Origin of the sequence: Halomonas sp. DP8Y7-3, assembly GCF_019801675.1 — a bacterium.
In the GTDB taxonomy this organism is placed as follows: Bacteria; Pseudomonadota; Gammaproteobacteria; order Pseudomonadales; family Halomonadaceae; genus Halomonas; species Halomonas litopenaei_A.
Window position 1 is genome coordinate 23,027 of sequence record NZ_JAHVIO010000008.1, and the last position, 19,954, is coordinate 42,980.

Sequence of the window (19,954 nt, forward strand, 5' to 3'; positions counted from 1 at the left end):
CAGTTTTCGCAGCCTTCCTTTTGTCTAATTACGACGAAAAAATTTCGGCGCGCCAAAAACGTTAAAACCGCGTTTGTTTGTGGTTTACAGATGTGACACACAGTTACATCTCGTATTACAGACTTAACTCCGTGAAAAAACCCGCAGACCATTACCTTCACAGGTAAGCAGTCGCTTATCCCACACGTCCAGTGTCGACATCAGTTCAGATGATTCCTACCGCTACCCTTTCCCGCCTTACCCATCCTGTCCTGCCATCCGCCTCTTTCCTCCCCATCCGCTCCGCTGGGACACGCTAGGCGGCCACCAAGCCAACTTTGGTCCGGGCGCTGCCTGGCTGGCGGAGGCTTTCTGCTGCTGATACTGTACATACGAACAGTATCTATCCGTTGCGGGAGGCACCATGCACCACATCAACCTTGTTGCTCGTTTGGCTATACCGATGAGGGCGGAACCATGACGGTGCATCTCGAGGTGCTGGGTCGGGTGGATGAGCGGGCGCCGGGGGCTCCGCTGCCGTTGGCGGCTGGCGAGGTTCGCGCGGGCTTTCCATCGCCGGCGGATGACTATCTGGAAGGGCAGCTCGATCTGGTGGCGCACCTGGTGCCCCACCCCAGTTCGACCTTCTATCTGCGCGCCAAGGGCGAGTCGATGAAGGAACTCGGCATCTTCGACGGCGACCTGCTGATCGTCGACCGGTCGCTGGAGCCGCGCCAGGGCGCGGTGCTGATCGCCAGCGTGGACGGTGAGCTGACCTGCAAGCAGCTGGGCAAGCTGGGCGACCGGCCCTACCTGTTGGCGGCCAACGAGGCCTACCCGCCGATTGCCCTGAACGGCCACGACTGCGATGTATGGGGAGTGGTGACGCACAGCATCCATGCGCTGCCGCAAGGGACGTCCCGCCGCCAGGCCGGCTCGGCCTACCAGGGCACGCCATCATGATCGCGCTGGTCGACTGCAACAATTTCTACGTCAGCTGCGAGCGGGTGTTTGATCCGCGCCTGCGCGGCAAGCCGGTGGCGGTACTGTCCAACAATGATGGCTGTGTCATCGCTCGCAGTCAGGAAATCAAGGATCTCGGCGTGCCCATGGGCATCCCCGCCTTTCAGATCGACCAGCGCCTGAAGCGCCAATGCATCCTGCTGTCGAGCAACTACACCTTGTACGGGGACATGTCACGACGGGTGGTCGAGACCCTAAACACCTTCTGCCCCCAAGTGGAGGTGTACAGCATCGATGAGTCCTTCCTGGACTTCGAGGGCTTCGCCAGCGATCGCCTGATCAGCCACTGTGTTGAATTGCGACGCACGGTGCAGCGCCATACCGGGATTCCGGTAGGCGTGGGTCTTGCCAGCAGCCGCACCCTGGCCAAGATTGCCAACCATCGCGCCAAGAAGGACCCCAACGGCCATGGCGTATGCCTGATGGAAGCAGACAGCATAGACACCCAACGCTGGCTGGAGCACTTGCCGGTGGCCGAGGTGTGGGGCGTGGCCGGCCGCAGTGCCGCGCGCTTGGCAACGCTTGGCATCCACACGGCCTGGCAGTTGCGAGAAGCAGACCCGAAGCACGTGCGCCGCCACTTCAGCGTGGTGATGGAGCGCACCGTGCGCGAGCTACGAGGAGAGTCTTGCCTGGCCCCGGAAGACAGCGATGTCCCCAGGGAGCGCATCATGACCAGCCGTTCCTTCGGGCGCCCTACCGGGGACCTGGAGCAGCTGCGCCAGGCCGTGCGCGCCCACGCCACGCGCGGTGCTGAAAAGCTTCGCCGCCAGGGCAGCGTTGCCCGAGCGGTGCAGGTCTTTCTGCGTACCAATCGCCATCGCCCCGACCAGCCCCAGCATCATCCGTCGCTGGTGGTGCCACTCCCTACCGCCAGCGACGACAGCCTGGCCATTGTGGCCACCGCGACCCAGGCGCTGGCACGCATGCATCGCCAGGGCCACCAGTACATGAAGGCGGGGGTGATGCTCCTCGACCTGCAGGACAAGGCCACCCTGCAGCATGACATCTTCGCCAGCGAAAGCGCCGATACCCAGCGCAATGAACGCCTGATGGACACCCTGGACGCGATCAACCGCAAGCACGGACGCGGCGCACTGAGCCTCGGCAAGGCCAGTGACAACGCCGCCTGGCAACTGAAGTGCGAGCACCGCACACCCCGCTACACCACCCGCTGGGACGAGCTGCCGGTCGCCAGGCTATAGGCAGTCCCAGGGGCAGAACACAAGCAGGCCAGGCCTGTTATGGCCTGGCCCGAACGTGCGGCGACAGCGATGTTGGCTTACGCCACCGGTGGAATCACCCGCTCCGCGATCAAGCGGTCGAACAGGTCGAGGAAGACCGCCCGGGTCTCGCGATGCTCGTGGAAGCCAAACTCGCGGCTCTTGTTGATGTCGTTCACGCATTCCTGGGTGCGGCCAAGGTCGCCGTCGGTGTGCCACCAGGACACCAGCTTGCTGACATCGTCCTGGACCAGGTCATGGCGCTTGGCAATGTCCTTCCAGGTGTCCTCGATACCGGCCATCTGCTCGGCCAGAGGCTGTGGGGTCTGGGGGCAATCACCCACCTCGAGGCCGAAGTACTCGCCAATCTCCCGCCACATCCGGCGCCAGCGAAAGGTGTCACCGTTGACCGTGTTGAAGGCCTGGTTGGCCGCACCCGGCGCCAGCGCGGCCCATTCCATCTGGCGGGCCAACAGCAGGGCATCGGTCAGGTCCGTCAGGTAGTTCCACTGCTGCTGGGACCCCGGGAAGATGAACGGCCGACCGGTGGCCCGGCAGATCGAGGCATACACCGCAAGCGTGGTGCCCATGTTCATGAGGTTGCCGGAGGCGTAGCCAATCACCGTATGGGGACGGTGCACGTTCCAGCGGATGCCGTAGCGTTCAGCCACCTCCAGCATGATGTCTTCCAGGGTGTAGTAGAAGTTCGGACCCGGCACCCGCTCAGCGGACTCGCGAAACGGCGTCTCCACCTGGCCGCTGCCATAGGCTTCGAAGGATCCCAGGTACTGCTTGGTGCCCGTCACCAGAGACACGTGCTCGAGGCGCGCAGGGTCCAGCGCGGCGAACAGGTGATTCATCATGGCGCCATTGGCCTCGACGTTTTCCCGCTCCGTGCTGCGCTGTGTCCAAGTGCAGTAGAACACGTGGCTGATCGGAAGCCCTGCCAGGGCGTCGGCGGTGGCCTGCGGATCGAGCAGGTCAGCCGCGACCGGGATGACGCCGCTGGTGGTGGTGCCACTGCGCGACATGCCGTAGACGGTCCAGCCACTGGCGACGAGGTACTGGGCGAGGTTGCCACCGGTGATGCCGGTCGCACCGACAACAAGTGCGTTGCCTTTCTGCATGAAGATATCCCTAGACGGTAGCCGTCGTTGTGGATTGACGGTGTCCCATTGTGGACCTATAAACACTTGCGACAATCGCTATGATGGCAAAGGTTTATTGCATGAAAGGCAACGTTGACCTGAACGCGCTACGCACCTTCCGGCTGGTCGTGGATGCTGGCGGCTTCACCGCCGCGGCACACCGCAGCCATCGTGCGGTGTCATCCATTTCACGGCAGATTCAGACGCTGGAGCGCAGCCTGGGGCAAGCCCTGTTCCACCGTCACACCCGCGCAGTGGAGCTAACCGAGGCAGGCAAGCACTACATCGAGGCGATTCGTCCTGTGCTTGCCGACCTGGACGCCGCCACGGAGAACATCACCGCGGCCAAGAATGAACCGGCCGGCACCCTGACCATCAACGCCCCGGTCGCCTTTGGCGAGCGCCAAGTCGTGCCGTTGATTCGTGGCTTCTCCCGGCGCTACCCCAAGATCACGACAGAACTACGCCTGACCGACCAGTTCGTCGACCCGGTGCGCAGCGCAGCCGACGTGACCTTTCGCGTCGGCCCACTGACCGACTCCAACCTGGTCGCACGCACGCTGGCGCCCATGCGCTATATCGTGGCGGCGTCTCCTGACTATCTTGCGACAACTAGCACCCCGACATCTCCGGCCGCCCTGCTCGACCACGACTGCCTGCGCTACCAGGGTGAGTACGGCCGCCAGCGCTGGTTCTGGCGCCAACCCGGCGCGGCGGACTTTCAGCGCCTGGACGTGGACGGCTCGCTGCACAGTGACGACGCGCCGAGCCTTCGCCACGCCGCGGTACTAGGCCAGGGCATCGTGCTGTTTCCCTCCTGGATGATCGCCAAGGAGCTGGATGAAGGCAGCCTGGTAGCGCTACTTACCGAATGGCAGTGGGAGGTGGCCCCGGAAGAGCGGTCCATTCACCTGCTTTACGCCGCGTCTCGCCTGGGGCCGCGCAAGGTGGCGCTGTTCGTCGACTACGTCACGGAACAGGTCGGGGACCCGCCGTTATGGGACCGCCGCCCCCTGTCCCAGGAGCCGTAGGGCTCGTCTGAAAAGTGCCTGCGCTCGGTAATACAGCGTTAAAAATAGGCTGGTGCGCCAGCCCGGTCAAAATGCTCATTTACACCCCGTAAACTGCGCTTTTTCACCGATTTTTGCCTTGTCTAACCTTCGCTCGCCGACTTTTCGGACATCGCCTAGCCATAGCACGGAATTGCGCATCTTCCGCGAGCAACGCTCGTTTGACGACAGTTAAAAGCCTTCATGGCCGCCATTCTTGCCTAAGATTTACCTGAACTAAGCGCCTGTCGAGCACAGTTTGACGGGCAGCCCCAGGAGCAGGCCGAGGAAGAGGCACCCCTATGAAGACACCCGTCGTAATGACAGCGCTGCTGCTCTCGGTTTCCCTGCCGACCATGGCCAAGGAAGTGACCGGGGGCGTGTACGTCGCCACCAACCATCAGCAACAGAACTCGCTGGTGGCCTGGCGTCAGTTTGATGACGGCACCCTGGAAAAGATCGGCGAATACCCCACCGGTGGCGCTGGCAATGGCATGGATGGCGGCCTTGATCCGCTGGGATCGGCATATGGCGTCTGGCGCTCCGCCGACGACCGCAATGTGCTGGTGGTCAACATCGGCGATGGCACCCTGTCATCGCTGCACGTACAAGACGACCTGACCCTTACCCTCAACAACGTGGTTGACGCTGGCGGGGCCAAGCCCAAGGCCATCGATGGCCATGCCGGGCTGGTGTACGTCGCCAGCACCAATGGGGCCAACGACGAGCCCGGCGTGATCAAGGGCTTCACCATCGATGGGAACGGCCAGCTGACGGAGCTGGCCAACTCACTGCGGGCACTGGACGACTCACCGGTCAGCATGGAATTTACCGAGGACGGCAAGTACCTCACCGTGGTGGGCTTTCTTACCGGTATGGTGCACGTCTACGCGGTCGACGACGATGGCCTGCTGTCGCAGACGCCAGTCTCCAGCCTGCCGTCGCCGCACCTGTCGGAAGATCGCTTCTTCGCGCTGCCCATCGGCACCAAGCTGATCACTCGGCCCGATGGCCACAGTACCTTACTGGTCACCGAGACCCGCTACATCACCCAGGGTTATCAGTTCCATCCATCCTCGGAAGAGAGCAAGGCCAAGTACCCCTTCCTGCAGGAGTACGAGGGCCAGACCGGCTCGATGTCATCCTACGACATCGACCCCGACGGCAAGCTCACCATGGTGTCGGCGGATGTGATGACGGGAACCGACATCTGGGGTGGCGAGCAGGCCGCCTGCTGGGTCACCACCTCGGCGGACGGACGCTACGCCTGGACCACCAACTCCCACACGTCCAGCCTGTCGACCTACAGCATCGACCCGGAAGATGGCAGTATCGCCCTGCTCGAGGAGGCGGCCTATCGGGCCGAGGACTACAACGAGTACTTCGCCGACATGGACCTGAGCGCCGACGGCCACTATGTCAACGTCATCAGTGGCAACACCGGCAAGACCTGGGTGTTTGAGATCGACCACGACGATGGCAGCCTGTCGGTGGTCGACGCCTATCCGGGCAGTGCCGAGGTGCACTCCTACGGGCTGGTGACCATACCGGTACCGGGTGAAGAGACGCTGGCCAGCAAGGAGTAGATTGGCGCTGAGGCCAACGGCCTGACGCCAGCGGGACGTGACGGAACGACACTATCGACACACTATCGGATAGGGTCGGATGGGGTCGGATGGGGTCGGATAGGGGGCCGTAGAGGTACGGCCCCTATCTGCACGCGTAGGTTGGCCAGGCGATGGGCGTCTTAAGCAGGATGCCAACAGCGTCAGCGGCGTTTATCCACGAACACTCACCCACCAGCACTCATTCACTAATAGTCCGCCCGGAAACCTTAGCCCTGATCGTCGTCGCCGCGACTGGATACCGCCGGCCACAGATCCAGCAATCGATGCAGCACGGCCATGGCCACCAAGGTCGCCATCAGGGCGACGCACATCGAGCTGAACCGGTACAACGCATCCACCACCAGGTCCTGGTTGGGGCGAAGATACTGGCCAAACAGGATGCCCAGCGTCGTCAGCCCGCCAAAGCCGATACCCGACCCGGCCTTTTCGATAACGTGCTCGCGAGCAAACAGCAGCAGGCCAATGCCGTAGGCCAGCAGCACCAGCGGCAGGTGACTGCTCTTGGTGAACAGGACCAACTGCAGCAACAGCGCCAGGTTACAGCCAAGCAAGGTCCCTATCGCCCGACGATGAGCAGACGCCTTGGCGCCGTGATAGCCAAGGGCGAACAGAATCAGGATGGTAGCCATCTGCGCCGACAGGGAATCGCGCAGATCGAGCAGCTGAAACACCAGAAACGACAGCGTCGCGGTAATCGCGCCAATCAATGCCTGATGACGCTGCAGCGACACGCTCTTGAGCTGGGGCGGAGGCGGCTGGCGCGGGTCAACGTCAGGAAAGACGCTATGCATCAGCGCCGCGATCGCCACCGCCAACAGGCTGGCTACGGTATTGCTGGTCAGCAGGTCGAACAGGTCGAGATCGGGATAGCTGGAAAAATGCAGCATGATGCTGAGGGTCAGTACACCATTGGCACCAAACACGAACAGCGGCCCGCGCGCCATCAAGGTGAAGCGCCCCAGAAACATCAGGAACACCAGGCCGGTCATCACCGCGGGAAGGTGCTGGGTCAGGCCCACCACCAGGCTGATCTCCACCACGTTGAGACAGGCATTGCCCAGGAACTGACGCACCACATGGGCATTGAACACGGGAATGATGCCCAGCAGAAACATCGGAAACACGGTAAAGAAGACGCCGTAGTTCCAATGCATCAACTGGCTGACCAGAAAACCGATCCAGGCGCCTACCGCGATGCGCAGGCATTGGCGCAAGTCGTTGCGGCTGAGTTTCGACGGCCGCGGTGCGGGCTTGTCGCTCCGCACGGGCGTATCGGACGACCGTGCGCTGTCAGAGGATCGAGAGCGATCAATAGACATAGTGAAGCCAGGACATCAGCCGCACTTGCAAGGCCCCCAGCGGATGGGCGATGGGGTGGTCACCGGGAAACAGCTGCACGGTGGCACGAGCCCCTGTCGGCAGCCGTTGAGGCACGTCGTCGGTCAGCGTCAGATGCAGGCGCAGACGCTGCGCATCGCGCAGCCAACGGTCGGTGGTCGGTATGTCCGCCAGGTTGCCATCGGCGCTGACCTGGCCATCGCGGACACCGGCATCACGCTGTTCGACCCGGGCACTGAACACCTGGCCGGGCAGGCCATCAAACACGATCCTGGCATCATCACCGGCCGCGACCTTGCGCAGACTCTTTTCGCGAAAGTCAGCGATCACGTCCAGCTCATCGGAAATCAGCGCCACCAGCGGCTGCCCCTGGGTGGCGTAATCGCCCACTTCCAGCTGCAGGTTACTGATGATGCCGGAATGCTGGGCGCGCACCACGGTGTGCTCCAGGTCCAGGCGGGCCTGTTCCACCGCGTTACGCGCCTGCCGCAGGCGCAGGTTGGCGTCGCCTTCAGCCCCCAGCTCCACCTCCAGGCGCGCCACTTCCGCTTCGGCTGCCTTGACCTCTGCCTGCGCCTGTCGATCGGTGGCCACCAGGCCATCCAGCCGCTGCCGCGAGATACTGCCCTGGCCAATCAAACGCTCACCGCGACTGCGCTCCTGGCGGCTCTCCTGTGCTCGCGCCCTGGCGGCATCCAACGTCGCTCTGGCGGAGGCAATGCTCGCGCTCAGGGTGTCATTTTCCTGGCGCGCGGCCTCCCGCTCTAGCTGCGCCTGCTCCAGCGCCAGCTCGAACGGCGCGGGATCCAGGCGAAACAGCACATCGCCAGCCTCGACGTGGACATTGTTGGACACATCGACACGGGCCACCGGGCCACTGACTTCCGGCGCAATACGCACGACCGGACGCATGACTCGCGCTTCCGGGGTCATCGGCATGTAGGTATCGGCCACCACAAAATAGCCAAACATCAGGACAAACAGGCCCAAGGCCAGGCGCACTAGCCACTTGAAGCGCTGATCGGGGGTCATGGGGTTCCTCTTGCTCGAAATCGCTCACTTCGCCGTCATCCTTCCCTGGGGGGCGGCGGTGATGCGCCATGCACAGGTCAACGTGCCCAATGCTTCGCTCGATGAGCGCCCAGGGCGGCCGCGAAGACTAGCATTTAATTAGCATGGTAACAATAACAGGCACATTTGCCCCGCCATCTTTCCCCCGCCATTTTTCCCCCGACGCCTTTCCCCTTCGCTGCCTTTCCCCTTCGCTGCCTTCCCCACGGATCTATGGACGCATCGGCTGCTGGCGGTCACCGCGTCGACGATCTTCCCATCGGTGAACCTTTGCTGATTCGAGCAGTCGTAGCGCTGGATGCTCGGGTCTTCCCTGGCCCGTACCGCGCACTTCACAGCAGCCACCTGCTGACACGGCATTTGCTCACCACAAGGATGATGGACATGCAGCGACGTGATTTTCTGAAGGCCGCCACCGCGCTAAGCGCCTATGCCCTGCCGATTTCCCCCCTGCTCGCGGCGATGGACCAGCGCCTGAACACCACCGGCGACAAGGTGGCCTTTGACTACGCCTGGCTCAAGGGCTTTGCTCGGCACCTGTCACAGCAGCCCCACGACGATCACGAGGGCGAACTGCCTGAAGAGCTGAAGTCGCTGTCCTGGGACGATTACCAGTCCATCGGCTATCGCGCCGACCACGCCCTGTGGAAGGACAGCAATGGCCCCTACACGGGACAGCTGTTTCATCTGGGCAGGGGCTTTACCACGCCGGTGAGGATCTACCAGGTCAGCGAGGGGCAGGCCCAGGAGCTGGCCTACGACCCCGAGCTGTTTCGCTTTGGCGGTGAAGACGACAGCCCCGTCGTCGATACCGACGCGCTGTCGCCGCAGCTCGGGTTTGCGGGATTCCGCCTGCACCATCATCAGGACCCGGAGCGCGATATTGCCTCGTTCCTTGGCGCCAGCTATTTCCGCGCGGTCAGCCAGAGCATGCAATACGGCTTGTCGGCCCGCGGCCTGGCCATCGATACCGCCCGCGATACGCCGGAGGAGTTTCCGGACTTCACCCGCTTCTGGCTGGAACAGCCAGACGGCGACAATAGCGTGATCGTCTATGCGCTGCTCGAGTCGGAAAGCACCACCGGGGCCTACCGCTTCGACATCCGCCGCAATGTTGAAGGTGTGGTGATGGATGTCGCCGCCACGCTGTATCCACGCAAGGCCATCGAACGACTGGGCATCGCACCACTGACCAGCATGTACCTGGTCGGCGAGAACGACCGCGACGTCAACTACGACTGGCGCCCCGAGATCCATGATTCCGACGGCTTGAGCATTCACACCGGCGACGGCGAATGGCTGTGGCGTCCCCTGGTCAACCCCTCCAGCCTGCGCTACAACGCCTACGCCGCCACCGATGTTCAGGGCTTTGGCCTCGCCCAGCGCGATCACGACTTCGACCACTATCAGGATGACGGCGTCTACTACGATCGCCGTCCCAGCGTCTGGGTCGAGCCCACCGAAGGCTGGGGGGAAGGCAGCATCGACCTGGTGGAGTTGCCGGCCAAGGACGAAACCTTCGACAACATCGTAGCCTACTGGCGCCCACAGACACCGGTGGAGCCGGGCCAGGAGCTGCGCTACTCCTACCGCCTCAGCTGGTATGACCTGCCCGCCCGCCAGCCCAGTCTGGCCCGCTGCGTCGCCACCCGCACAGGGCTTGGGGGCGTTGTCGGCCAGCTGCGCGAGTACTTCAGCTGGCGGTTTGCCGTCGACTTCCGTGGCGGGCCTTTCCCCTTCGACGGCGACCAGGAGGTGGACGTGGATGCCGTGATCGAGGCCAGCGCCGGCGAGATCGAAATCACCTCGGCCCGCCCGCTGGCTGAGATCCAAGGCTACCGCGCCATGTTCGACGTCGTACCACCGGACGACGGCAGCGAGCCGATCAACCTGCGCCTGTACCTGCGTGACAAGGACGGCAATCCCCTGACCGAGACCTGGATCTATCAGTGGACACCGCCCCCCGCGGATCAGCGTGAACTGCACAACGCCGATCACCTCAAGGGCTGATGGCACCTCTCCCCCCGAATTGACCGCGTGGCGCCGCTTCCGGCATGATTCCTTGTGGCTGAAGACCTTCAGCCTCTAAATAAAAGCCCTTAAAAATCAAGGTGCGTTATCTTCCCGTCCGAATCATCTCGATGATTCGGCTCGGGATGAGGCGCCCTGCTTCGCTGAACACGACTCCAAGGAAGTGTCATGACACGCCATCTCGCGTCACGCCGGTCCTCGCCCTTCGCCCTCGCTACCCTCACCGCTGCCATCGCTGCGGGTTCTGTGCTCGCCGCCCCTGTCGCCCTGGCGGACGACTTCGCCGACATGGACCCGATCACTCTGCGCCTGGCCCACGTGGTCAACGAGCAGGATGGCTTTCACCTGGCCGCCACCAAGTTCGAGGAACTGGTGGAAGCCGGTACCGATGGCAAGGTCGATGTAGAGATCTTTCCCAACGCCACCTTGGGTGATGAGCGCACGCTGCTGGAAGGCATGCAGATCGGCACCGTCGACATGGGCGTGATCACTAATGGTCCGGTCGCCAACTTTGTCGAGCCCATGGCCGTGTTTGAACTGCCGTTCCTGTTCGCGTCACCGGAAGAGGCCTACTCGGTGTTGGACGGACCGATCGGCAAGGAGCTGCTCGACAAGCTGGCGGACGTCAATCTCAAGGGCCTGGCCTACGCTGAGCGTGGTTTCCGCAACCTGACCAACTCCGAGCGTCCGGTAAAGACCCCGGAAGACATCGAAGGCCTGCGCATCCGCGTGATGGAAAACCCGGTCTACGTCGACACCTTCCGCGAGCTGGGTGCCAACGCCGTGCCCATGGCCTGGACCGAAGCCCTGACGGCCATGCAGCAAGGCACCATCGACGGCCAGGAAAACCCGATCAACGTGGTCCACTCGTTCAAGCTCAACGAGACCCAGGACTACATGACGCTGTCACGCCACACCTATGCCCCCGCCATCTTCGTGATGGGCATGCCCAGCTGGCAGAAGCTGCCCGAGGCCGCCCAGGAAGTGGTGGCATCGGCCGCGCAGCAGGCAGCAGAATACGAGCGCGAACAGAACGCGGCCATGGCGGAACAGCAGTTGGCCGAGCTGCGCGAGGCAGGCATGACCATCGAGGAATCGCCGGATATCGCCGCCTTCCAGCAGGCGGTAACGCCAGTATACGAGACCTACGGCGACCAGTTCGGTGACTACCTGCCGCGCATTCAGGAAGCGCTGGGGCAGTCTGCACAGGCGCAACAGGAGTCAAACTAAGTGCTGTCCCTGCTCGAACGTCTTGAGCAGGGACTCGACGCCGGCACGCGCCCCGTGGTGTTTATCGCCATGGCGGCGCTGATTGGCGTCATTTCCCTGCAGATCGTCTCACGGGTGGCCTTCACCGCCGTCGGCTGGACCGAAGAGGTCGCCCGCTTCCTGCTGGTCTGGATCACCTTCCTGGCCGCCACCCTGGCCTATCGCTCCGGCCGCCACATCGCCGTCACTTTCGTTGTGGATGCCCTGCCCGGCGTCAGCGGCAGGGCGGCTCGCCTGTGCGCGCACCTGTGCGTCCTGGTGTTCCTGGTGGCGCTGGCCATCATCGGCTGGAACTACATGCAGCTACAGAGCTTTCAGAAGTCAGCCTCACTGCGCCTGTCGATGACCTGGGTGTATGCGGTGATGCCGCTGACGGCGGTGCTGATGGCGTGGACCACCCTTGTCGCGATACTCAACGAGATCGCCGGACGGACGACCGCCCACCATGGGGGTGACGCCTGATGCTGCTATTGCTCATTGCCTTCTTCGTGCTGATGCTGCTGGGCGTGCCCATCGCCTTCACCATCGGTGCCAGCACCCTGGCCACGCTGGTCATGCAGGGCACGCCGCTGGCCGTCGTGCCTCAACAGATGTTCCAGGGCATCAATACCTTTGCGCTGGTGGCGGTGCCGATGTTCATCCTGACCGGTGACCTGATGGCACAGGGCGCGGTCAGTCGCAAGCTGGTGGACTTCGCCGACAGCCTGTTCGGCTTCCTCAAGGGCGGTTTGTCCCTGGTCTCGGTACTCGCCGGCATGTTCTTCGCCGCCATCTCTGGCTCAGGTGCTGCCACCACCGCAGCGGTGGGCTCCAGCCTGGTGCCCGAGCTCAAGCGCAAGGGCTACGATCCGGCCTCTGCGGCCAGTCTGATCGCGGCCAGCGGCACCATCGGGGTGGTCATCCCGCCATCGGTGCCGATGATCATCTATGCGGTGATCGCCCAGGAGTCGGTGTCCGATCTGTTTCTGGCGGGCTTCCTGCCAGGACTGGCGATGGGACTCGGACTCGGCGGGATTGCTCTGGTCCAGGCCCATCGACGTCAGTATCCCCACGGTAGTCCGCTGTCACTGGCGACCATTGCACGCACCTTGCGCGCCGCCAGCTGGGGACTGATGACACCGGTCATCATCCTGGGTGGCATCTTCTCGGGCATCTTCACCCCCAGCGAGGCGGCGGTCGTCGCGGTGGTCTATGCGCTGCTGGTGTCGCTGTTCATCTATCGGGACCTCAGTCTCAAGGACGTCTACCGCGTGATGATCCAGTCGGCCATCACCACCTCGGTGATCATGCTGGTCATCGCCACCTCGGCGGTGCTCAGCTGGACGCTGTCGAGTGCGCAGATTCCGGCCCAGATCGCGTCATCGGTGCTGTCGCTGTCGACCAACCCCTACGTCGTGCTGCTGCTGGTCGTGGCGGTCATCCTGCTGACGGGGGTGTTTATCGAGACCGCCAGCGCCTTGATCATCCTGACACCGGTACTGCTGCCGTTGGTCACACAACTCGGCATCGACCCGGTGCACTTCGGCCTGATCATCGTGGTGGGGCTGGCCATTGGCATGATCACGCCTCCGGTGGCGATCAATCTGTATGTCGCATCGTCGGTAACGCAGCTGCCGCTTGAGCGCATCACTCGGGCGATTCTGCCCTATCTGCTGGGGTTGATCGGCGTGCTGCTGCTGGTGGTCTATGTACCGCTGCTGATCTAGCCCTCAGCAGGTATACTGATGCATCACGAGCCGTCCCAAGGCCTCGTCGCCTCTGACAGGGAGTCAACATGCCCGATTTCACACCGCTACACCTGGCCAGGTCAGGCCACAGCACTGACCGCACGCCTGCAGCGCAAGGCCGTAGCGCGCGCCTGGTGCTGTCCTGCTCGTTGCTGGCCTGCGTGCTGCTGGCCAGTCTGAGCGGGTGCACCACCTACTCCTACGATGACGGCCGCAAGGAAACCGTCTGGGGGGTGCCGCCAGTGGATGAGCACAAGTCCGAGCAGGAGCGCCAGCGTGAAGGGGTGATCTACCGGGAGCCCGGGGTGGTACCGGATAACTGAGCAGCGCCTCAGGTACTGCCCCCTTCCACCAGGGTGAAGCCCAGGTCCCGCACAGGCTCCGCTGGTGTCATTCCCTCCAGTCGCTGCAGCAATAGCTCGGCTGCCTGTCGTCCCATGTCACTGCGCGCCACCGCCAGTGTCGTGAGTGGGGGCGACAGGTGCTCGGCCAACGGCAGTCCCAGATAGCCCCCTACCGCCAGCTCGTCCGGAATACGGATGCCCTGCTTGCTCGCCGCCAGCAAGATGCCGCTGGCCAGGATGTCGTTGGAACAGGCCACCGCGTCTGGCCGGGGAGTCATCGCCAGCAGATCTGCCAGCGCCCTCGCCCCCACCGCGTAGGACGCAGGCTCGGCGTATTCAAGTACCTGCCCTTGTGAAAGCCCTGCCTCAGCCAGCGCCTGCTGGTGTCCCTCGAGCCTCTGGGCTGCACGATAGTCATGCCCCAGATGGGACCCGGCAAAGACGATCCGGCGATAGCCCTTGTCCAGCAGGTGGCGCGCCATGGCACGCCCCAGCGCCAGTCCATCGACGCCCACGTTCATGTCGATGGGATCTTCCCCCACCTCCATGATTTCGACCACCGGACGCCCCCATTCCTTGAGGCGGGTGATCACCCGAGGGTGATGGCGCAACCCGGTCAGGATGACACCCGAGGGTGAATAGCCCAGCACGGTGTCGACCAGCCCTGCCTCGCGATCCAGATCCCAGTCGGTGGTGGCCAGCAGCATCTGATAGCCGGCGGCCTCGAGCCGTTTCTGGATGGCGTCGATGACTTCGATAAAGGTCAGGATGGCCAGCGATGGCACGATCACCGGAATCACCCGGGTACCCGCGGCGGCCAGCCCCCCCGCAATAAGGTTCGGTACATAGCCAAGCGCCTCTACCGCCGCATCCACCCGCGCCTTTACCGCTTCTGAGACCCGCCCCGGCGTGTTCAGCGCTCGCGATACGGTGATGGGCGCCACGCCAGCCTGGCGCGCCACATCCGCCAGGGTGACGCGGCCCTGACCACGATGACGCTTGCGTGAACGACCTTCCTGTCTGTCCATGGGGTTCCTCGATCTCGCTTGTCGTGCCCGCGACCGTCCGCTTTGCGGGAAAGCGGCCTCGGGCTGTAAAACACATAAGGACATCATCCCCGTCCTGCTGCGCAGTGTAACCCAAGACCAAAGTATGGGTAGCGCTACCATCAAAATGGTAGCGCTACCCAAAGTCCATCGACTACCTTGGTGGATGACGCCAGGGCATTCCCTCGTTTGCCCGACTTTCCCGCTGAGCCGTCACGCCGCTCACGTCCCGAGGAGATAATCACAATGAACCCACGCCGCCTCACCCCACTTGCGCTTGTCACCGCCATTTCTCTGGCTTCCGCCGGCACCGCCGCAGCCGAGGATCTGGCTATCGCCATCCATACCGATCCTTCCCATGCGATGTTCAAGATCGGTGAACGCTTGAAGGACACCATCGAGTCCAATACCGATGGTGAGCTGACCGTCACCTTGCTGGGTACCGAGGTGGGCGGTGAACGGGACCACCTCGAGGGAGCCAGCTACGGCGAGTACGCCATTGCCCTGGGCGGTTCCATGCCCATGACGCTGTACGCCCCCGAGTTCGCTGCCGCCGACCTGCCCTTCGTCTATGACTCCAGCGACCAGGCGCGCAAGATCTATGAGGGAGCGATGGGCGAAGCGCTCAACCAGAGTCTGATCGCCAAGGGCAACATGCGCCTGGTCGGCCTGTCTGCCCGCAACCCTCGCAACCTGACCGCCAAGACAGCGGTCGAGACCCCGGAGGATGTCAGCGGCGTGCGCATGCGGGTGCCGGAGATTGCGCCCTGGGTCGCGGTGTGGGGTGAGATCGGTGCCCTGCCCAGCCCCATCGCCTGGCCAGAGGTGTACACCTCACTGCAGACCGGCGTCATCGAGATGCAGGAGAACCCGGTCGACAACATCTACGCCGGTAAGCTCTACGAGGTGCAGGACTACGTCAGTCGCACCGAGCACGTTTATTCCTTCTTCCACTGGCTGATGAACGAAGACCTGTATCAGGAGATGTCCGACGAGCATCGCCAGGTGGTACTGGATGCGGTAGCCGATGCCACCGCCTGGGGCGACCAGCTGGTGGCCGATGGCCAGGCCGAGCTGTATCAGAAGCTTGAGGAAGAAGGCATGCAGATCGTGGAGCCGGATGTGGCCGCGTTCCGCCAGGCGGCACGTCCAGCGGTCGAGCAGATCGCCCAGGAATACGACCCCGCCGTGCGTGACTACGTGCTCTCGCTGATCCAGTAATCGGGGCAGCGGCCGTCTCGCCCCGGTACCTGAAGGCTGCCAAGGCCTGGGGCGGGACAGCTGATACACCGCCTGCTGCCGCTGTCATTCGTCAGCGGCCCACGGAGATATCCATGACGACCAATTCGACCCTGGCCAAGGCGCTGGGAGCCTTCTGGTGGCTGTTGACCGCTGTCGTGGTCGGCGCCTTCGGCCTGATGCTGCTGGTCATGGGCATTCAGGTCATCTCCCGCTACGCCCTCGGCGTGGCCGTGCCCTGGACCGACGAAGTCTCGCGTTACCTGTTCCTGGCCGAAATCTTCCTGGGCTCGGTACTGGCCCTGCGCTATCAGGAGCACATTCGCATCACCATCGTCACGGACCTGCTCTCAGCCAGGGCGAAACGCGTGGCGGCGATGCTTGCCGACATCGTCAGCATCCTGGTGCTGGGCATGATCATGGGCGGCGCCTTCAACATGATGGAGCGTACCGCCGGCGTGTTCGCCAGTACCTTCGACATGAGTTTTTCCTACCTCTACCTGATGCAACTGATCGCCGCCGGACTGATGGTGCTGCTGCTGGTAGAGGACTTTATCGAGCGTCTGACGACACCTGACCCTCGCGACGGCGACAAGGAGTAAGCACCATGGAAATTTTCGCCATCATGTTCATCGGCTTGATCGTGCTGCTGATGCTCGGCGTGCCGGTGGCCTTCGCGATGATTGCCTCCTCGGCTGCGGTGCTCGCCTACACCCGTGGCTTCACCGAGATTCCGCTGGAAATGATCGCCCAGCGCACCCTGTACGGGGTCAACAGTTTCACCCTGCTGGCCATTCCGGCGTTTCTGCTGATCGGCAGACTAATGAACTCGGCCGGCATCTCGGACCGGGTGTTTGACGTCGCTCGCTGTGCCGTCGGCCATCTGAAAGGCGGCCTGGGCCACGTCAACGTGCTCGCCAGCATGCTGTTCGCGGGCATGTCGGGCTCGGCGGTGGCCGATGCCGGTGGCCTGGGCGCCGTCGAGATCAAGGCCATGGAAGACGATGGCTTTCCTACCGACTTCAGCGCCGCGGTCACCGCCAGTTCCGCGACCATCGGGCCGATCATTCCGCCCAGCATTCCTGCGGTCATCTATGGGGCGCTGGCCAATGCCTCCATTGCTGCGATCTTCCTTGGCTCGATTCTGCCGGGGCTGTTCATGGGAGCGGGCCTGATGGTCATGGTCGCGGTGATCTCACACCGCCGCGGCTACCCGACCCGCGCCCGCGCTACCCTGGCGGAGTTCATGCGCGCGCTGTCCCGTGGACTGCTGCCGATGCTGACGCCGGTGATCATCCTGGTGGGCATCCTGTCTGGCCTGTTTACCCCGACCGAGGCGTCGGTGGTGGCGCTGCTGTACTGCCTGATCATCTCGTTCTGCGTCTACCGCTCGATCAGCCTGCGCGAGTTTTTCCAGATCCTTCGCGATACGGCCATCGATACCTCGGTGCTGCTGCTAATCATCGCCGGCAGTGCCTTGTACAGCTGGATCCTGGCGCGCTATCAGGTCACCGCGCTGGTGGCGGACTTCCTGCTGGCCACGGTCAGTGACCCGGTGGTGCTGTTACTGCTGCTGAGCCTGTTCATTCTGCTTATCGGCCTGTTCATCGACTCGGTACCGGCGCTGTTCCTGCTGACGCCGCTGCTGGTGCCGGTGGTGGTCCAGTACGGCATCGATCCGGTGCACTTTGGTGTGGTGATGATCTTCAACCTGATGATCGGACTGATCACGCCACCGGTAGGCACGGTGCTGTTCGCCATCCAGAAGATCACCGGCCTGCCCTTTACCGCCCTGGTGCGCGCCACCCTGCCGTTCTACATCCCGCTGGTGGCGGTGCTCATCATCATCACGCTGTTCCCGTCCATCGTGATGTTCCTGCCCAACCTGATGCTGCAATGAGTCAACCGCGGGCCTGGCCTGTGACCTGACCGGTCACGGGTCGCCGCCCTGGCCTCAGTTCTGGTTTCAATTCTGGTTTCAGTTCTGGCTTCAGCCTTCAACCTCATTCATCACCCCCAGTCCGCACCTTTGCGAAGGAGTTCTGTCATGGCTATTTTGATCACCGGTGGCCTCGGTCACGTCGGTTCCTGGGTCGCCACCCTGCTCGCCCGTCGCGGCACCAAGGTCATCATCTGCGACATGGCCGCCCCTCACGTTGACCGCATGGGCCTCGACTATCTGGATGACGTTCGCGACAACATTCACTTCGAGGCGGTGGATGTGCTGGATACGCACACACTGTTCGAGACCTTCCTGCGCTACAAGGATGAGCTGGAAGGCGTCATCCACGGCGTTTCCGTCATCGCCGGCCCGTTCTTCCAGACTCGTCCGTTCAAGCACCTGTCGATCAATGCCATGGGCACCCTCAATGTCTACGAGACCTGTCGGCTACTGGGCATCAACAAGGTCGTCAACATGAGCTCCGGCGCTGTCTACGGAGACGCCGCAGGCCCCCAGGTCGAGACCATGCCCTACAAGGCCACGGACCTGTACGGCGCCACCAAGATTTCCGGCGAACTCTACGGTGACCAATACAGCGAAACCTTCGGCATGGACATTCGCCAAGCCAGGCTGTTCTTTGTCTATGGGCCCGGCAAGCGTCCCTCGCACATGCATGCGGTCTACCAGGCCATGTTTGGCCCGCTGGAGGGGCTCAGCAACGTTACCCCCGCCAATGGACGCGACCAGACCACCGACTGGACCCATGTGGAAGATACCGCCAGCGGCATTCTGGCGCTGTTCGACGCCCCCAGCGTGCCGCACCGCCACTACAATATTTCCTGTGGTGTGCCGGTGGCTCATCAGCAGATTGTCGATACGGTGACAGAGATGCTGGGGCACGACAGCGGCATGCGCCTGGGGCCTGGCCCGTTCGTGGTGCGTGGAAGCCCGCTGGATATCACCCGCGCCCGGCAGGACCTTGGCTTCGAGCCCCGCTTCACCGACATCCGCGAAGGCCTCGAGGACTACCACCGATGGCTCAACAACGCGGGTTGAAACGCCGCTTGCGCTGCGCGGACTGACCCGCATTGTGAGCGCTGCATGACAGCTGAACGTGACGAGGCCACCGCGTAGGTGGCCTCGTCTGTCACTGCCCTCGGCTGACGCGGGCGCTTATCCCCGCCGAAAGACCAGCGCCAGGTTGTTGGCCGGCAACGAATGAAGCCCCTCACGGCTCAGCCCTGCACTCGCGGCCAGCTCAGTCACCGCTTCAAGGTCGCGAATCCCCCACTCGGGATTGCGCCGCTTGAGGTCCTCATCGAAGGCGACGTTGCTCGGCGCCGTGTGCTCGCCATGAAGCCGATAAGGGCCATACAGCAACAGCACGCCACCCGTGGCCAGATGAAGAGTCGCCTTCTCCATCAGCGCAGCCGTCACCACCCACGGCGAAATATGGATCAGGTTGATCGCCACCATGGCGTCAAATTGCTGCTCTGGCCATTCACTCAAGACGTCACGACGCTGCGCCGCCAGCAGGTTGTCACGACCATCGGTCAGCGATGCACGCCAGGCCTCGATGGACGCCAGCGCCGGCTCGGAAATATCGGTAGGCTGCCAGACCCAGCCAGGCCGGCGCTGGGTCATGTACAGGGCATGCTCGCCAGTGCCGCTGGCCAATTCAAGTACCCGCGCCTGTGGGCCAAGGTAGTCCTTAAGGACCTCGAAGATGGGTTCACGATTGCGCAGGGCAGCCGGTCTGGAGAGCCGAGCATCGGTCATGCAGAGATACCTCAGAGAAAATCGATGACAGGTAGGCAGGATGTACGAAGGCCGGTGCCAACGAGGCCCTGCCTCGGTACACTAACGCCATGTACTCTTGTTCACCACCAAGGACGGC

At 63.1% G+C, this 19,954-nt stretch carries 18 protein-coding genes; 13 read left to right on the forward strand and 5 right to left on the reverse strand.

Going from position 1 to position 19,954, the window contains the following annotated elements:
• The first annotated feature begins 456 nt into the window (after window positions 1–456).
• Both KUV86_RS09235 and KUV86_RS09240 read left to right on the forward strand, forming a co-directional pair.
• Window positions 457–942: a LexA family protein gene (locus KUV86_RS09235; RefSeq protein WP_222484571.1), complete on the forward strand. Its 486-nt coding sequence runs from the start codon at window positions 457–459 to the stop codon at window positions 940–942.
• Complete coding sequence (locus KUV86_RS09240; RefSeq protein ID WP_222484572.1) at window positions 939–2,207, forward strand: Y-family DNA polymerase; 1,269 nt, start codon at window positions 939–941, stop codon at window positions 2,205–2,207. Before KUV86_RS09235 ends, KUV86_RS09240 begins: the two co-directional genes overlap by 4 nt.
• A gap of 77 nt (window positions 2,208–2,284) precedes the next feature.
• On the opposite strand, the gene KUV86_RS09245 is transcribed toward KUV86_RS09240, so the two are convergent.
• The gene (locus tag KUV86_RS09245) at window positions 2,285–3,352 is read right to left on the reverse strand and encodes an SDR family oxidoreductase (RefSeq protein ID WP_222239408.1); all 1,068 of its coding nucleotides are present in this window, start codon (window positions 3,350–3,352) and stop codon (window positions 2,285–2,287) included.
• Window positions 3,353–3,453: 101 nt separating this feature from the next.
• On the opposite strand from KUV86_RS09245, the gene KUV86_RS09250 reads away from it, so the two are divergent.
• Together KUV86_RS09250 and KUV86_RS09255 are read left to right on the forward strand one after the other, a co-directional pair.
• Window positions 3,454–4,404, forward strand: coding sequence for a LysR family transcriptional regulator (locus KUV86_RS09250; RefSeq protein WP_222484573.1), 951 nt, complete (start codon window positions 3,454–3,456; stop codon window positions 4,402–4,404).
• A 320-nt stretch (window positions 4,405–4,724) separates the two neighbouring features.
• A complete protein-coding gene (locus KUV86_RS09255; RefSeq protein WP_222484574.1) occupies window positions 4,725–6,008 on the forward strand; it encodes a lactonase family protein in 1,284 nt (427 codons plus the stop codon).
• Between the two features lie 248 nt (window positions 6,009–6,256).
• On the opposite strand, the gene KUV86_RS09260 is transcribed toward KUV86_RS09255, so the two are convergent.
• Together KUV86_RS09260 and KUV86_RS09265 are read right to left on the reverse strand one after the other, a co-directional pair.
• A complete protein-coding gene (locus tag KUV86_RS09260; protein WP_315900975.1) occupies window positions 6,257–7,315 on the reverse strand; it encodes a DUF2955 domain-containing protein in 1,059 nt (352 codons plus the stop codon).
• 43 nt (window positions 7,316–7,358) lie between these two features.
• The gene (locus KUV86_RS09265) at window positions 7,359–8,420 is read right to left on the reverse strand and encodes an HlyD family secretion protein (protein WP_222484576.1); all 1,062 of its coding nucleotides are present in this window, start codon (window positions 8,418–8,420) and stop codon (window positions 7,359–7,361) included.
• Between the two features lie 423 nt (window positions 8,421–8,843).
• On the opposite strand from KUV86_RS09265, the gene KUV86_RS09270 reads away from it, so the two are divergent.
• From KUV86_RS09270 to KUV86_RS09290, 5 genes are all read left to right on the forward strand, one after another.
• The gene (locus KUV86_RS09270; protein ID WP_222484577.1) at window positions 8,844–10,469 is read left to right on the forward strand and encodes a glucan biosynthesis protein; all 1,626 of its coding nucleotides are present in this window, start codon (window positions 8,844–8,846) and stop codon (window positions 10,467–10,469) included.
• Window positions 10,470–10,658: 189 nt separating this feature from the next.
• Entirely contained in the window at window positions 10,659–11,720 is a 1,062-nt protein-coding gene (locus KUV86_RS09275) for a TRAP transporter substrate-binding protein (protein WP_222484579.1), read from the forward strand.
• Window positions 11,721–12,221, forward strand: coding sequence for a TRAP transporter small permease (locus KUV86_RS09280; RefSeq protein ID WP_315900976.1), 501 nt, complete (start codon window positions 11,721–11,723; stop codon window positions 12,219–12,221).
• Window positions 12,218–13,465 carry a TRAP transporter large permease gene (locus KUV86_RS09285; RefSeq protein WP_222484637.1) on the forward strand — a complete coding sequence of 416 codons (1,248 nt, stop codon included), beginning with the start codon at window positions 12,218–12,220 and terminating at the stop codon, window positions 13,463–13,465. Before KUV86_RS09280 ends, KUV86_RS09285 begins: the two co-directional genes overlap by 4 nt.
• A gap of 68 nt (window positions 13,466–13,533) precedes the next feature.
• Window positions 13,534–13,809, forward strand: a complete 276-nt coding sequence (locus tag KUV86_RS09290) for a hypothetical protein (protein WP_261397595.1) — start codon at window positions 13,534–13,536, stop codon at window positions 13,807–13,809.
• 8 nt (window positions 13,810–13,817) lie between these two features.
• Here KUV86_RS09290 and KUV86_RS09295 read toward each other — a convergent pair whose 3' ends face one another.
• Complete coding sequence (locus tag KUV86_RS09295) at window positions 13,818–14,858, reverse strand: LacI family DNA-binding transcriptional regulator (protein WP_222484581.1); 1,041 nt, start codon at window positions 14,856–14,858, stop codon at window positions 13,818–13,820.
• Window positions 14,859–15,122: 264 nt separating this feature from the next.
• Between KUV86_RS09295 and KUV86_RS09300 the strand changes: the two genes are divergently transcribed.
• From KUV86_RS09300 to KUV86_RS09315, 4 genes are all read left to right on the forward strand, one after another.
• Window positions 15,123–16,097, forward strand: coding sequence for a TRAP transporter substrate-binding protein (locus tag KUV86_RS09300; RefSeq protein ID WP_222484583.1), 975 nt, complete (start codon window positions 15,123–15,125; stop codon window positions 16,095–16,097).
• A 113-nt stretch (window positions 16,098–16,210) separates the two neighbouring features.
• Window positions 16,211–16,717, forward strand: a complete 507-nt coding sequence (locus KUV86_RS09305; RefSeq protein WP_206938379.1) for a TRAP transporter small permease — start codon at window positions 16,211–16,213, stop codon at window positions 16,715–16,717.
• Between the two features lie 5 nt (window positions 16,718–16,722).
• Window positions 16,723–18,015, forward strand: a complete 1,293-nt coding sequence (locus KUV86_RS09310) for a TRAP transporter large permease (RefSeq protein WP_222484585.1) — start codon at window positions 16,723–16,725, stop codon at window positions 18,013–18,015.
• A 147-nt stretch (window positions 18,016–18,162) separates the two neighbouring features.
• Complete coding sequence (locus KUV86_RS09315; protein ID WP_222484587.1) at window positions 18,163–19,113, forward strand: NAD-dependent epimerase/dehydratase family protein; 951 nt, start codon at window positions 18,163–18,165, stop codon at window positions 19,111–19,113.
• A 117-nt stretch (window positions 19,114–19,230) separates the two neighbouring features.
• On the opposite strand, the gene KUV86_RS09320 is transcribed toward KUV86_RS09315, so the two are convergent.
• Entirely contained in the window at window positions 19,231–19,836 is a 606-nt protein-coding gene (locus KUV86_RS09320; RefSeq protein ID WP_222484589.1) for a DUF938 domain-containing protein, read from the reverse strand.
• Window positions 19,837–19,954: the final 118 nt, after the last annotated feature.